Raw genomic sequence first — 12973 nt, 5'->3', positions numbered from 1 at the left:
TTCCTGATGCCATCGCCGGGCAGAACGCCCGGATTGACGGAGGCGATTGTGCAGCAATTACTGAATGTCTGGACCGGGCTCGATCTGCGCCGCCAGATCATCGTCATCGCGGCCACGGGTGCGATGTTCTTTGCCATTCTGGCAATGTCGCGAATGGCGACCGCGCCGTCGATGACCCTGCTCTACGCAGGCCTCGAAAACGGGGCCGCCGGCGATGTCGTGCGCGCCCTCGAACAAAGAGGCGCATTATTCGAGGTGCGTGGCGGATCGATCTTGGTGGACGCAAAGGCGCGTGACGAGTTGCGCATGACCCTGGCGAGCGAGGGACTGCCTGCCAATTCCAATCGCGGGTATGAGTTGCTCGATACGCTGTCGGGATTCGGCACCACGTCGCAGATGTTCGATGCGGCCTACTGGCGCGCGAAAGAAGGCGAGTTGGCCCGTACCATCGTGTCCAGCCCGCATATCGCCATGGCCCGCGTCCATATTGCCAGCACCGGGTCCAATCCGTTTCAGCGGGGTGTGACCCCGAAGGCCTCCGTGTCGCTAACGCCCAACGGCGGCACCATCAGCCCGGCCCAAGCCAAGGCCGTGCGCTTTCTGGTCGCCTCGGCCGTGGCGGGGCTTGCCGCCGACGATGTTGCGGTGATCGATGCCACCGGCGCGCTGCTGGGGAATGGCGATGACGTCGTTCCCGCCATCGGCGGTGACGACAAGGCGCAGGTCCTGCGCGACCGGGTGGAGCGGATGCTGGAGGCGCGCGTGGGTTTCGGCAATGCAATCGTCGAAGTCAGTGTGGACACCGTCACCGAAAGCGAAGCCATCCGCGAGCGGATTTTTGACCCCGATGGCCGCGTGGCGATCAGCACCGACACAGAAGAGACGACGAACACCTCCAAGGGCTCCGGCGGCGGCGACGTCACGGTCGCGTCCAACCTTCCCGATACCGAAAACGGCGAGGGTGGCGGAGGGGACTCCTCGCAAAACAGCGAAACGCGTGAACGTGTGAACTACGAAGTGTCGGAGACCGAGCGCGAGGTTGTCCGCGCGCCGGGCGCGATCAAGCGACTGACGGTTGCGGTCCTGGTCAACGACCAGGTGAGCACGGATGCATCTGGCGAAACGATACAGACGCCCCGGGAAGACGCGGAAATCGACGCGCTTCGGGAATTGGTGGCCTCTGCCGTCGGATTCGACGAAACACGCGGCGATGTGATCACGATCAAGTCGATGGCTTTGCAAAGCGTGGCGCCGATAGGCACCGTCGCGAATACAACGCTGCTGCAGGGGCTTGATATTGACCTGATGTCGGCAATTCAAATGGCGGTCCTGGCCTTGGTCACACTCATCCTCGGGCTTTTCGTGGTGCGCCCGTTGCTGTCGCGTCCGACGGCTGCCGCACCCGGAGCGGCGGCTCTCACCCTATCGCCACCCGACGATGAAACCGGTGCGCAATTCGGCAGTTCGGACGCGTTGACGGGCGAGGTGACGACCGGCGCCTTCGACCTTCCCGATCTGCCAATGGTGTCAAGCTTTGGCGACGCTTCCGACGCTTTGCCCGACCTGCCGATGATGGGGGGGGCCGCGGGCGATCCCGTGGCGCGGTTGCGCAGCCTGATCGACGACCGGCAGGAAGAAACGGTCGAAATTCTACGCGGCTGGCTTGAAGACAAAGAAGAACCAGCATGATGACCCTCTCGCATAGATTCCCAGATTTCGGCAGAGACGCTCCGGGCGATGAACAGACAAAAGTCGATGAAGACGGTCCGCTGCAGAATCATCTGCGCGAGGCTTATGACGCAGGCTACAGCGCGGGGCAGGCCGATGCCGTGCAGGCGCAGGCAGATGATCGGATGAGCCTGAGCGCCGAGCTGGCCCAAAACCTTCAGGACATGGCATTTACCTACCGGGACGCGGTGGCAGACGTCGTGCTCAATCTCCGGCCGCTGATGCAACAGATCGTGGGCAAACTGCTTCCTGCCGTCGCGCGGCATGGGCTGGGTGGCCAAATTCTCGAACAGGTGGGGCCGCTGATCCAATGCCATGCCGACGCCGGCGTCATCATCAGGGTCGCGCCGGAAAGCCATGACATCGTCGCGGCCCTGATCACCCCCGCGCTGCCCGATGTCCTGTCGCTGACCACCGATGCCACGCTCGCGTCCGGACAGGCCAGAATTCAGGTCGGACCAGCGGAGCGGGACATAAACCTCGACGCCCTGATCACGGACGTTTCCAACGCAATGACCGCCTATTTCCATCATGTCGAACAGGAGCATTCAAATGGATGACACCCAGACCGCACGGCCCGATGCCGCCGACCCGACCAATCCGTTCACCTCCGTTCCGATCGAAATCACGGTCTCGGTCGGCAAGGCCTATCCGCTGGTGCGCGATCTGGTCGCCATGGGCGAAAACGCGGTTCTTTCCCTGGACAAGCGCGTGGATGATCCCGTGGACCTCTATGTCGGGGATCGCCTGATCGCGCGGGGCCTCTTGGAAGAGGCGGAGGACGGAGAAAACCAGAAACTGACCGTCCGGCTGATCGAAGTCGTTGATCTGCATAGCCCCCTGTGACGAGATATCGTTTCTGGTGTTGCGCTGCCGGATTGGCGACAGCGCTGTTTTTGCTGCCGCTAACGGCCCAGGCGCAGGATTTTTCGATCTCTTTCGGCGATGACGGCTCGATTTCCGCGCGCACGATCCAGCTTTTCGCGCTCATCACAGTCCTCAGCCTTGCGCCGGGGCTTGCCATCATGGTGACCTGTTTTCCGTTTCTTGTGACGGTTTTGTCGATCTTGCGACAGGCGATCGGACTGCAGCAATCGCCGCCGAATATGCTCATCGTCAGCCTGGCGTTGTTTCTGACCTATTTCGTGATGGAACCGGTGTTTACCGCCGCCTGGACCAACGGCATCGAACCGCTCACGAATGACCAGATCGATGTCGAAACCGCGTTTCAGCGCACGCTCGATCCGTTTCGCGGCTTCATGGCGGCCCGGCTGGATCCCGACACGTTTCTGGCCATGGCCGAACTGCGCCCCGACACCGCCGCTCTGACACCCGGGCGCGATGCCCCGCTGTCGGTTCTGATACCCAGTTTCCTTCTGTCAGAAATCTCGCGCGCCTTCCAAATCGGCTTTTTGGTGTTCCTGCCGTTCTTGATCATCGACCTGGTTGTCGCGGCGGTCCTGATGTCGATGGGGATGATGATGGTGCCGCCTGCCATCGTATCGCTCCCGTTCAAACTCGCTTTTTTCGTTGTGGCCGACGGGTGGAGCCTGATCGCGGGCAGCCTGGTGCGCAGCTACTTCTAGCGTCGCCGCAAGACCTCTGCCTGGTTGAGCAAAATGCGAGACACTTGCGGGTCTTGCCTTAACGCGCTTGCAAAGCCTTGTGTGTCACTCCCGTATCCGAACATCATTCGGGGGTTTTGCGGAGTGATACCTTTTCGGCGCGTGCTGGGGCAGAGGATACAAGGCGTTCGACGCCGTGTGACCGCGACGCAGCGATGACCCGTGTCGTCATTTTGAACACGGCGGCGCGATGCATCACGATCTGCGCTTGGATCGGCTATGTCGCGGTACTGGCCCAAAACCTGTCGCACCACGGCCTGGGTCAGATGCTGTATGCCCTGGCCGCTGCATCCCTGCTTGCCCGCGTCTGCTCCAACGGATGGGCGCCTTGGATTATTTACCGGTTTTCGGTTTCCGCGTCAGCAGGGCGGTCGGCCTGTGTCGTCGGCTTGGGCGAAGTCGTGGTATGCTGGGGCGTCTTGTCGGCGGGGCTGCTTGGGTTCGCATGGTGGATGCCTTCGCTTGTGTTGCGCGACAACGCGCCTGCCGCGGTCGTGGTTCTTGGTCTTGGGTTGGCGTTGGGTCTGATCCGAATTGCCAGCGCCGGAGTAGCCGGAACCGGGTTCAAGGCGCGCGCGCTGATGATGAACGGCCCGCTGCCGATTCTCCTCGTTTTCTGCGCTGTTTTGGGGGCCGAACAGCTCGGTCGCCTGGATCTGCGCAGCTTTCTGGGGCTGCATCTTCTTGCGACGCTCTTTGCGCTGTCCTTTGCCCTTTGGACACTTCTTCCAGCGATGGGCAAATCATCGGACCCGTCGGTGAACCCTCAAAGACGCCTGACATTGATCGCGGCGGGCGGTGCGGTGTTCCGGGGTTCCGACATTCTTGTGCTGGGCTGGATCCTGCCGGGCACAGAGGCGGCTGCGTATCTGATCGCCCGTGCATTGGTGTCGCCTGTCGATCTGGTCAACACGGCGATCCGTGGTGCGATGGGGCCGGGGCTGGCCGCACTCTATACCGGATCATCGACCGCCAGGTTCGTGTCAGCCGCCGCACGGGTCAACTTGGGAATCCTGTTGATCGGTGGTGCGTCTGTCTTGGGGGTTCTGGCAATCGCACCGATCGTCGCCAAGGCCCTGCCGGGGACCGTTCCGTTCGACCCCACGGTCATGGCTTGGCTGGTTTTGGCCGCCGAAATGCCGGCGATTTTCGGCGCAACCGATCTGTTGCTGATTGCAACACGGTCTGCATTCTTGCGGCATCTGTTGGATTGGTCCTGCGTTCCGGTCATGATCGGAACCGTCGTTCTGTGCGATCCCGGCACCGCGCCGGATGTCGCGATGCTTTATGCTGGTGTCCGTGCGGGGCATTGTGCCGCTGCGGCGGCGTATCTTGCACTTGTCCACCGAATCTGGCCCGGATTGACCGCACTCATGCATCGCCGCCTGAAGATGTTGTAGAACTGCGGAGCCCGGCCGACCCTAGCGGACGACAAATTCGGCATGCAGCGCACCGGCGGCCTTGATGCTCTTGAGGATATCGATCATGTCGCGCGGCGACACGCCCAGGGCGTTGAGGCCGACAATGACCTGCGACAGTGACGTGCCATCCGGCACATCCGCAAGGCCGATACCTGGTTCTTCCTGAATGGCCACCTGCGTGCGGGGCACGACCACGGTTTCGCCTGCGGCAAATGGATTGGGCTGCACCGCGATCGGGGCTTCCTGAATTCGAAGCGTCAGGTTGCCTTGCGATACGGCAACACGCGAGATGCGCACATCCTCGCTCATCACGATCGTTCCCGAGCGTTGATCCACCACAACGCGCGCTTTGCGCTCTGGCTCGACCTCGATGTTTTCGATCCGGCCCAGGGCATGCGCTACAGACGCCATGCGCGTGCGCGGGACGTCAAGCTGAACGGTGCCGGAATCCAACATGACCGCAACCTGCCTGCCGAAATCGCCATTTATGGCTTGCTCGATCCGGACGGCGGTGGTGAAATCCGCATCTCGCAACGCCAGCCGCAGATTGCTGAGCGTGGACAGATCAAATGCGATTTCCCGCTCGACACGCGCGCCGGACGGTATGACGCCGGCCGTCGGAACGCCCTGGACGACCGTCGCGCCATCGCCCTCGGCGACGGCACCGCCCGCGATGATCGTGCCCTGCGCCACCGCATAGATGTCGCCGTCGGCCGCGTTCATCGGCGTCATGATCAGCGTCCCGCCCAACAGGCTTTTGGCGTCTCCTATCGCCGAGACGGTCACATCGATCTGTCCGCCCGCACGGGCGAACGGTGGCAACACGGCGGTCACGAATACCGCCGCGACATTCTTGGGGCGGAACTGTTCGCCCGTCACGTTGACGCCCAACCTCTCAAGGATGTTCGACATGATTTCTTCGGTGAAGGGAGCGTTGCGCAGCCCGTCGCCGGTCCCGTTCAGACCCACCACCAGGCCATAGCCGACAAGGTCATTGCCGCGCACACCGTCGAAATCGACCAGATCCTTTATCCGAACCGGGCCTGCATGTGCCGCCAAAACCGACAACATCACCGCGACGCAGGCAGCCAGCGCGCCCCTCACAGGAAGTTCACGAGCGAAAGTTGCGACGTCCGCACCGTGGCTGAATACAGGCTCTGAAGCTGGATCTGCGCCTCTTCCAGCCGGGTCGCCACCTCGAATGGATCGACCGACAACAACGCTCCCTTGGCGTACTCCAGGCCGGTCTTCTCGGCGGCATTGCGTGCTGATACGTCTTCGATCCGCTGTTCGGCAAACCCGATCCGCGCCCGTACATCGGTCAACTGGTTCTGGCTGGAGAGCAATCCCGTCCCGGTAAGCTTGAAGAGGTCCACCTGATCTGCGCGACTGAGGCCCAGCGCCGGATCGTCGGCCAGGGCCGCGACGGCGAGATCCCGCATGAGGACGCGAAACGCCGGGTCGTCGGCCGTCGTCGTCAGTGCGATCCGGTCATTTTCCGAAAGCTGAAAGGGCTCAAGCGCCGTATCCGCGCCAGAGTACATGGTCGCGACAAAACCGGCGGGATCGTCGAACCAGGCCTGCGCGGCAGTCCGGATGTCCTCTGGCGTTGTCTGACCGGCAACGGCTGTTCGCACTCCGTCCAGCAAAACCTCTGCCGAGGCAAGCGGTGCGCGGTCGGTGGCCTGTCCCGCAAACAGGCTGCGGCCGGCGACGGTTCCGTTCAGCACGTTGATGATCGTGTCCAGCTGCGCCTGTGCGCTGTCGGACGGTGCACCGGCAAGGACGCCAAAGGATTGGGCGCCGGAGGTGATCAGGTCATTGGCGATTTGGCCAGTAACGTCCTGCACCCGTTCCAGCGCCAATTGCATGCCGCCGGCGAATTGGCTTGCCTCGGTGTTGGCGATTGAAAACGCGCTCAGTACATCCAGTGATCGTTCGATCCCGGTCATATAGCTTGTGTTGCCACCAAGCACCTGACGGACGTCGGCCACCTGGCCGCTCGACAGTTCCTGCGTCAGGCGCGCCATGTTCTCGCGAATGGCAACGCTGCGCCGTTGTTGCGCAAAGGACTGCGCCAGATCGCCCAGTGACAGTGAATTCATAGCCTACAACCTCAAAATCGTTTGCATCATCTCGTCCGCGGCCTCGATCACCCGGACATTCGCTGCATAGGCCTGTTCGATGATCATCAGGCGCTGCAATTCGCTGTCGGTATCAACACCATCCGACAGTTGCATCTGCGTCAGCTCCGCGGCGCGGGTCGCCGCAAAGCTGAGTGATTGATCGGCATGGCCCCGCGCCGCCGTCAGGTGCGAGGTCAGCACCGAGACAAGATTGGTCGCGTCAAAGGCGCCACCGCCAAAATCGCCCGACCCCTGCACCCTGCGTTGACCCAAGGCATCGCCCAGCGCGGTCAATAGGGATGCGTTTCCGACGTTGCCCTGGCCGGTCGCATTGATGCCGTCGCGCAGGCGCCAGACCGCGCCGCCCTGATCGGGATCCACGGCGGCGTTGATCGCAAGCCGCCCTGAAAGCCCGACTTCGTCAACCGGATCGAACGCCAGCCCCGCATCGGTAAACAGGCCGGGATTGCCTGGTACAAGTGTCGGATCGACCGCGGGATCCTGGAACCGTTCGACCAGATCGCGGGCGACCGCATCCAGTTGCGTTTGCGCCGACACGCCCAGCTCATCGCGAATCTCGAACTGTGCGCCCAGCGTTCCACCACGCAGCGCCCCCCGATCCGACGAGGTCCGCACGTCTATCCCATTGATTTTCAGACCTGACAGACTGCCCGCGTCGATGGACATAGCGGCAGTGACCAGATTGACCGGATCGAAGCTGAGCGTTGCGGCGGATCCGTCAAGCAAGATCGCACCGCCGGTCGAATAGAGCGCGATCGCGCCGTTATCGCGCGGCACTTCGCGGACCGGGGCGATGGCGCTGATTTCATCGACCAGTCGCTGCCGAAGATCCTGCAGCGAGGCGGTGTCGTTGCCTTGGCTCAGGGTCCGGGTAATCTGCGCATTCAACCGCTGAACATCGCTCAGCGCGGCGTTGAGCCTGCTGACCTGGGTGTCGATGCTGTGGTCTGCGCTGCTGCGCGCGTCCTGCACACCCTTTGACGCATCCCCAAGGACGCCGGCAAGATCGCGCGCCGCGATCACGCCCAATTCCAGCCGATCGCTCGCGTCCGGCCGGCTGGCCGCCGCGATCAGACTGCTTTCGAATCCTGACAGGCGGGCGGACAGCGCATAGGGTTGATCGGGCGTGCCCAAAAGGCTCTCGAAACGAGTCAGAAAGCCGGTCGTTGCGGTCAGATTGCCCAACTCGGCGTCGGCCAGTCGCTTGTCGGACGCAAGGCCGGCATCGACGATCCGCGTGATCCCGTCGACACGCACGCCGCCAGCCACGCCGACCGTTTGCGACGACAACGCCAAAAGCCTGCGCCCATAGCCGGGCGTCATGGCATTCGCGATGTTGGACGAGACGATCTCCGATCCGCGCCCCGCTGCGCGCAGGCCCGACATCGCATTCGACAAAGCGCCGGAAATGGACATATGTTCCCCCTCTAAGGTTCGCTGACCTCACCAGATGGTGTGGCGGTCAGCGCTTGATGTTGGTTGTCTCCTGCAGCATCTCGTCGACGGTCTGGATGACCTTTGCATTCGACGAATAGGCGCGTTGTGTCTGGATCATCGCAGTCAGTTCGCCCGCCACGTCAGTGGCCGATTCCTCCCTGGCAAAGCTGACGATGTCGCCGGTGGGGCCATCGCTGGCATCCCAAAGAAAGAAAGATCCGCTGTCGGCGGAGGGCAGATAGGTCTGGTTGTCCAGCGCGATCATACCATTGGGGTTGGGCAGATCGACCAGGGGCACCTGATAGATCGTGCGCGTGATTCCTGTGTCGAAATAGGCGTGGACATAGCCGTTCGGGTCCACTTCGACGCTGGTCATGTTCCCCACGGGGGATCCGTCCTTGGAGATGGAGACCGGCGCGAACACGTCCGACAACTGGGTCAGACCGTCGCTCTGTCCAATCATGCCGATGTCGATTTCGATCGGGCCACCGGCGACATTCACGATCAGTGAACCGGTTGCCGGGTCATAGGCGCCACCCGATGTGGTCGATACAGCGGCCAGTGTCCCGCCAGATGCGCGACCATCATCGAAGGTCAGCGTGTATTCGCCGATGGTGATGCTTGGATCAACGGAGTCCGTCAGGGTCATCGTCCATTCGTTGGATGAACCCGTTCCCGGAACCAGGGGCGTAAAGGCGATATTGACGCTCTCGGATGTGCCGAGATTGTCGTAGTATTCGATCGAAAGCCGCTGCGGATCACCTGCGCTGCCTGCGTCGGTTTCCGTCGCCGGCAGGTTCACGCCAAGTGTCATCCGCGTTGTCGGTTCGCCGGAAAACTGGTTCACGTTGATCTGTACCGGCTCAAGCCCGTCGGCCGTATCGCGCGGATATGTCGGAATGGTGCCGTCCGGCAAGGCGGGCCATCCCAGCAGCACCAGCCCGGATTCACTTCGCAGGTATCCTTCGGAATCGGTGCGGAACGATCCGGTGGTCGTCAGGAACATCTGCGTGTCGCCGTTGGCGACCTGTACCTCGGTCGCTTGCGCCACCGGCAGCAATCCGCGCCCCCGCACCGCCAGATCGGTCGCGTTCGAGGTCGATACCAACGATCCGCGTTGATCGATCAGCCGTTCGGTCGTGGCGCGTACGCCACCGGCGGCATAGCTCCCCCCGGTGGAGGAAATCACCATCGAATGAAAATCGGTCTGCATCCGCTTGTAGCCATAGGTCGAGGAATTGGCGATGTTGTCGGAAATCGTCGCCAGCCGGGTCGCGTTGGATTGCAGCCCCGCGACCCCTGCGTTGAGCGATGAAGAAATTGTCATGGGCACGCCTTTCTGATGTGTCGACCAAGGTTGCCCCCCTGATACGTGCTCAGGCTTAACGCACCGCTAACAGATAAAATCCGCCAGATTTCAACGCAGCAAAATGATCTCGATCCGGTCGTTTCGCGTGGCCATCGTGTTCAGCAGAACCGGCTCGCGGTCGGCGTGCCCGGTGACGCGCTGCATCCGCTCCGGCGCCACGCTCAACCCCTCAAGCAGGGCACGCACGGCCGTCGCGCGCTGGCTGGAAAGGTCCCACACCGGATTGTCGGCCCGCACGATCGCGTTGGCGCGAACATGGCCGCCGATCGCAACCCCGTTTGTCACGGTCTGGCTGACCGATGCGACAAGCGTTCCCAGGTCACGCAGCAGCGGGGTTGGCTGCGCCGTGGTCCCTTCGAACAGGGGCAGCCCGTCCAGGGCGAAAAGCTCGATGACCAGTCCTTCGTCGGTGATCCGGGTCACCACGTGGCGCATCAGATCGTCCATCACCATGGATTCGCCGCCATATGCGCTCAGCGCATCCTCGATCGACCGAAGCGCAGCATCCGTGCCGTCGTTTTCCGTGCCGTCCGCGATCAGCCCGCTGGCGCCGCGCGATGCCTTGCTCGGGCTGGGTTTTTGCGCCGTGGCGCCGGTGCCGACCTTTGGCAGCACGTTTTCCGAAAATATCGAATCACCGCCAAAGGCGCCATCGCCGCCACCGGATATGCGGTTGATCGGGATGGTGGGCGAAAAGTAATCCGCCAACCCCTTGCGTTGTTGTTCGGTCGTTGCGTTCAACAGCCACATCAGCATGAAAAAAGCCATCATCGCGGTCACGAAATCCGCGTAGGCGACTTTCCAGGCGCCACCGTGGTGCCCGCCGCCGCCGACGACCTTCTTGCGCTTGATGATGACGGGTGCCGCGTTTGCTTGCGCGCCCATATCTCCACCACTCCTACTTCACCCCGCGACCACCTATAGGTCGGCTGTGTTGCCATCCGCTTAACGCCTGCGGACCGCAGAACCGGCCTCGCAGGGCTTGCGCGACTGGCCCGAATGATCGCAGATGGACCCCAGGGGGAGCCGCCATGAGCGACACGCAGATCACCGACAGCCGATACTCGTGGATGCGGCTCGGGTTGACGCTGGCCGTGGCGACGATTGCCAATGTCGGCATGTGGGCGATCATCGTCATCATGCCCAGCGTCGAGGCGGAATTCTCCGCCGGTCGTGCCGAAGCCGCGATGCCCTACACGCTGACGATGATCGGTTTCGCACTGGGCAATTTCATTCTGGGCCGTGTGGTGGACCGCTTTGGCGTGACGACGGCCCTGATCGGTGCCGCCTGCGGCATTGCCGGCGGGTTCGCGGTGGCGACGCTCAGCACATCGATCTTCATGCTGTCGGCTGCGCAGCTTCTTGTCGGGTTTGCCTCTGCCGTGGGGTTCGGCCCGCTGATCGCGGATATATCGCACTGGTTCGTGCGGCGGCGCGGCATCGCCGTGGCTTTGGTGGCGAGCGGCAACTATCTGTCCGGCGCAATCTGGCCAACGGTTCTGGCGGAGATGCTGCAAACCACCGGATGGCGCAGCGTGTATCTGTTCATGGCCGGTGTGACCCTTGCGGGGGTGATTCCGCTGGCTCTTGCCTTGCGACGTCGCGTTCCCGATGCGACCCACGCCGCTGCACAGGCGACATCGCTGCTGAACGCACGGTCCTCCGGCCTGTCGCCGCGGGCGTTGCAATACCTGCTCGGCCTGGCGGGTATCGGCTGCTGCGTGGCAATGTCTATGCCCCAGGTCCACATCGTCAGCTACAGTGTGGATCTTGGCTTTGGTCCCACTGCGGGCGCCCAGATGTTGGCGCTGATGTTGATGGGCGGCGTCGGGTCCCGTATCGTGTCGGGGTTGCTCGCCGACCGGTTGGGCGGGGTCAAGACACTGCTGATCGGGTCATCGCTGCAAACACTGGCGCTGTTTCTCTACCTGCCGTCAGGCGGGCTGACCTCGCTCTACCTCGTCAGTCTCGTCTTCGGGCTCAGCCAGGGGGGCATCGTGCCAAGCTATGCCTTGATCGTCCGCGAATACATGCCCGCGCGCGAAGCCGGGGCGCGGGTCGGCTTCGTGATGATGGCGACGATCCTGGGCATGGCCCTGGGCGGATGGCTGTCCGGTGCGATCTATGACTTCAGCGGGTCCTACCGGCTTGCCTTCGTCAACGGTATCGCGTGGAACGGCATGAATATCGCGATCATGCTCTGGCTCTTGTCGCGCAGTCGTCCGCGACCGGCCCGGCTGGTGCCTGCCTAGGGTTTGGCGGCGCCCAGATGTTCCATCCCGCGTTGGCGGCCCAGTTCGATCTGTCTTTGCCGCTCGCGAAAGCGCGCCTTGTCCGCCTCGCTGGTCTCTGAAACGCAGTGATGGCAACTCACACCGGGCTCGTAGCCGGGATGCTGCGTGTCGCCCGGCAGGATCGGGCGGCGGCAGCCGTGGCACAGCATGTGCGGACCCTCGCGCAGGCCGTGGCCCACGCTCACCCGGTTGTCGAAGACAAAGCAGTCGCCCTGCCAGCGGCTCTGGTTCTCCGGCACCTCCTCGAGGTATTTCAGGATCCCGCCCTTGAGGTGAAAGACATCCTTGACCCCCTGACCCAACAGGTAGTTGGTCGATTTCTCGCAGCGGATTCCGCCGGTGCAGAACATCGCGACCTTCTTGTTGTGAAACCTGTGCTTGTTGGTCTCCCACCAGGCGGGGAAATCGCCGAAGCTTTGGGTTTTCGGGTCGATGGCCCCGTCAAAGCTGCCGATCGCGACCTCGTAATCGTTGCGCGTGTCGATCACCGCGACGTCGGGCCGGGAAATCAGGTCGTTCCAGTCGGCGGCATCGACATAGTGGCCGACGGCGGCACGCGGGTCGACATCGGGCTGGCCCATCGTCACGATTTCACGCTTGAGACGTACTTTCATCTTGCCGAAGGGCGCGCCATCGCTGGTCGCTTCCTTCCACTCCAGCGTCGCGCAGCCGGGCAGGGCACGCAAATGGGCAATCACGCTGTCGATGCCCGCGCGCGATCCGGCAATCGTACCGTTTATACCCTCGGGCGCCAGCAGGAGCGTGCCCCTGACATCGTGCGCCGCGCACAGATCCACCAGCGCGGGCTTGAGCGCAGCGGGATCGTCGAAGCGGGTAAAGTGATAAAGTGCTGCAATTGTGTACATAGCGCGTCAATTAGGGTCTTGCGGGTCTGTTCCGCAAGGGGGCGGTGAGGTAAAACCCGTCCTGCCGCCTATCGTCGCGACAAGGA

12 protein-coding genes are annotated in these 12973 nt (G+C 62.7%); 6 read left to right on the top strand and 6 right to left on the bottom strand.

The window, feature by feature from the left end; translation table 11 throughout:
• Positions 1-48: 48 nt before the first annotated feature.
• From fliF to FDT80_RS09420, 5 genes are all read left to right on the top strand, one after another.
• On the top strand, positions 49-1689 hold the full coding sequence (gene fliF / locus FDT80_RS09440) for a flagellar basal-body MS-ring/collar protein FliF (RefSeq protein ID WP_138662034.1): 1641 nt from the start codon (positions 49-51) through the stop codon (positions 1687-1689).
• Positions 1686-2288: a FliH/SctL family protein gene (locus FDT80_RS09435; protein ID WP_138662033.1), complete on the top strand. Its 603-nt coding sequence runs from the start codon at positions 1686-1688 to the stop codon at positions 2286-2288. The genes fliF and FDT80_RS09435 overlap by 4 nt, the downstream gene beginning before the upstream one ends.
• A complete protein-coding gene (locus tag FDT80_RS09430; protein ID WP_138662032.1) occupies positions 2281-2574 on the top strand; it encodes a FliM/FliN family flagellar motor switch protein in 294 nt (97 codons plus the stop codon). Before FDT80_RS09435 ends, FDT80_RS09430 begins: the two co-directional genes overlap by 8 nt.
• A gap of 44 nt (positions 2575-2618) precedes the next feature.
• Entirely contained in the window at positions 2619-3314 is a 696-nt protein-coding gene (fliP, locus tag FDT80_RS09425) for a flagellar type III secretion system pore protein FliP (protein ID WP_425472005.1), read from the top strand.
• 194 nt (positions 3315-3508) lie between these two features.
• On the top strand, positions 3509-4753 hold the full coding sequence (locus tag FDT80_RS09420) for a polysaccharide biosynthesis protein (protein ID WP_138662030.1): 1245 nt from the start codon (positions 3509-3511) through the stop codon (positions 4751-4753).
• A 21-nt stretch (positions 4754-4774) separates the two neighbouring features.
• Here FDT80_RS09420 and FDT80_RS09415 read toward each other — a convergent pair whose 3' ends face one another.
• The 5 genes from FDT80_RS09415 to FDT80_RS09395 form a co-directional block, all read right to left on the bottom strand.
• Positions 4775-5845 carry a flagellar basal body P-ring protein FlgI gene (locus FDT80_RS09415; RefSeq protein WP_138662029.1) on the bottom strand — a complete coding sequence of 357 codons (1071 nt, stop codon included), beginning with the start codon at positions 5843-5845 and terminating at the stop codon, positions 4775-4777.
• 29 nt (positions 5846-5874) lie between these two features.
• A complete protein-coding gene (locus FDT80_RS09410) occupies positions 5875-6879 on the bottom strand; it encodes a flagellin (protein ID WP_138662028.1) in 1005 nt (334 codons plus the stop codon).
• A 3-nt stretch (positions 6880-6882) separates the two neighbouring features.
• Entirely contained in the window at positions 6883-8337 is a 1455-nt protein-coding gene (gene flgK, locus FDT80_RS09405; RefSeq protein ID WP_138662027.1) for a flagellar hook-associated protein FlgK, read from the bottom strand.
• Between the two features lie 46 nt (positions 8338-8383).
• Positions 8384-9685, bottom strand: a complete 1302-nt coding sequence (locus tag FDT80_RS09400) for a flagellar hook protein FlgE (RefSeq protein WP_138662026.1) — start codon at positions 9683-9685, stop codon at positions 8384-8386.
• A gap of 90 nt (positions 9686-9775) precedes the next feature.
• Positions 9776-10612 (bottom strand): OmpA/MotB family protein, encoded by an 837-nt coding sequence (locus FDT80_RS09395; RefSeq protein ID WP_138662025.1) that lies wholly within the window; start codon positions 10610-10612, stop codon positions 9776-9778.
• Between the two features lie 146 nt (positions 10613-10758).
• On the opposite strand from FDT80_RS09395, the gene FDT80_RS09390 reads away from it, so the two are divergent.
• A complete protein-coding gene (locus tag FDT80_RS09390) occupies positions 10759-11979 on the top strand; it encodes an MFS transporter (protein WP_138662024.1) in 1221 nt (406 codons plus the stop codon).
• Here FDT80_RS09390 and trhO read toward each other — a convergent pair.
• Positions 11976-12887, bottom strand: a complete 912-nt coding sequence (trhO, locus tag FDT80_RS09385) for an oxygen-dependent tRNA uridine(34) hydroxylase TrhO (RefSeq protein WP_138662023.1) — start codon at positions 12885-12887, stop codon at positions 11976-11978. The two genes, FDT80_RS09390 and trhO, sit on opposite strands and share 4 nt — an antisense overlap.
• Positions 12888-12973: the final 86 nt, after the last annotated feature.

The organism is Sulfitobacter sabulilitoris (genome assembly GCF_005887615.1).
In the GTDB taxonomy this organism is placed as follows: Bacteria; Pseudomonadota; Alphaproteobacteria; order Rhodobacterales; family Rhodobacteraceae; genus Sulfitobacter_E; species Sulfitobacter_E sabulilitoris.
This window is presented reverse-complemented; position numbering and strand designations above follow the sequence as displayed.

What these genes read in the sequence shown, in the direction of transcription:
- FDT80_RS09400 (WP_138662026.1), bottom strand. Translation starts at nt 9,685, where the DNA reads ATGACAATTTCTTCATCGCTCAACGCAGGGGTCGCGGGGCTGCAATCC.
- flgK (WP_138662027.1), bottom strand. Translation starts at nt 8,337, where the DNA reads ATGTCCATTTCCGGCGCTTTGTCGAATGCGATGTCGGGCCTGCGCGCA.
- trhO (WP_138662023.1), bottom strand. Translation starts at nt 12,887, where the DNA reads ATGTACACAATTGCAGCACTTTATCACTTTACCCGCTTCGACGATCCC.
- FDT80_RS09395 (WP_138662025.1), bottom strand. Translation starts at nt 10,612, where the DNA reads ATGGGCGCGCAAGCAAACGCGGCACCCGTCATCATCAAGCGCAAGAAG.
- FDT80_RS09410 (WP_138662028.1), bottom strand. Translation starts at nt 6,879, where the DNA reads ATGAATTCACTGTCACTGGGCGATCTGGCGCAGTCCTTTGCGCAACAA.
- FDT80_RS09420 (WP_138662030.1), top strand. Translation starts at nt 3,509, where the DNA reads ATGACCCGTGTCGTCATTTTGAACACGGCGGCGCGATGCATCACGATC.
- FDT80_RS09430 (WP_138662032.1), top strand. Translation starts at nt 2,281, where the DNA reads ATGGATGACACCCAGACCGCACGGCCCGATGCCGCCGACCCGACCAAT.
- FDT80_RS09415 (WP_138662029.1), bottom strand. Translation starts at nt 5,845, where the DNA reads ATGTTGTCGGTTTTGGCGGCACATGCAGGCCCGGTTCGGATAAAGGAT.
- FDT80_RS09390 (WP_138662024.1), top strand. Translation starts at nt 10,759, where the DNA reads ATGAGCGACACGCAGATCACCGACAGCCGATACTCGTGGATGCGGCTC.
- FDT80_RS09435 (WP_138662033.1), top strand. Translation starts at nt 1,686, where the DNA reads ATGATGACCCTCTCGCATAGATTCCCAGATTTCGGCAGAGACGCTCCG.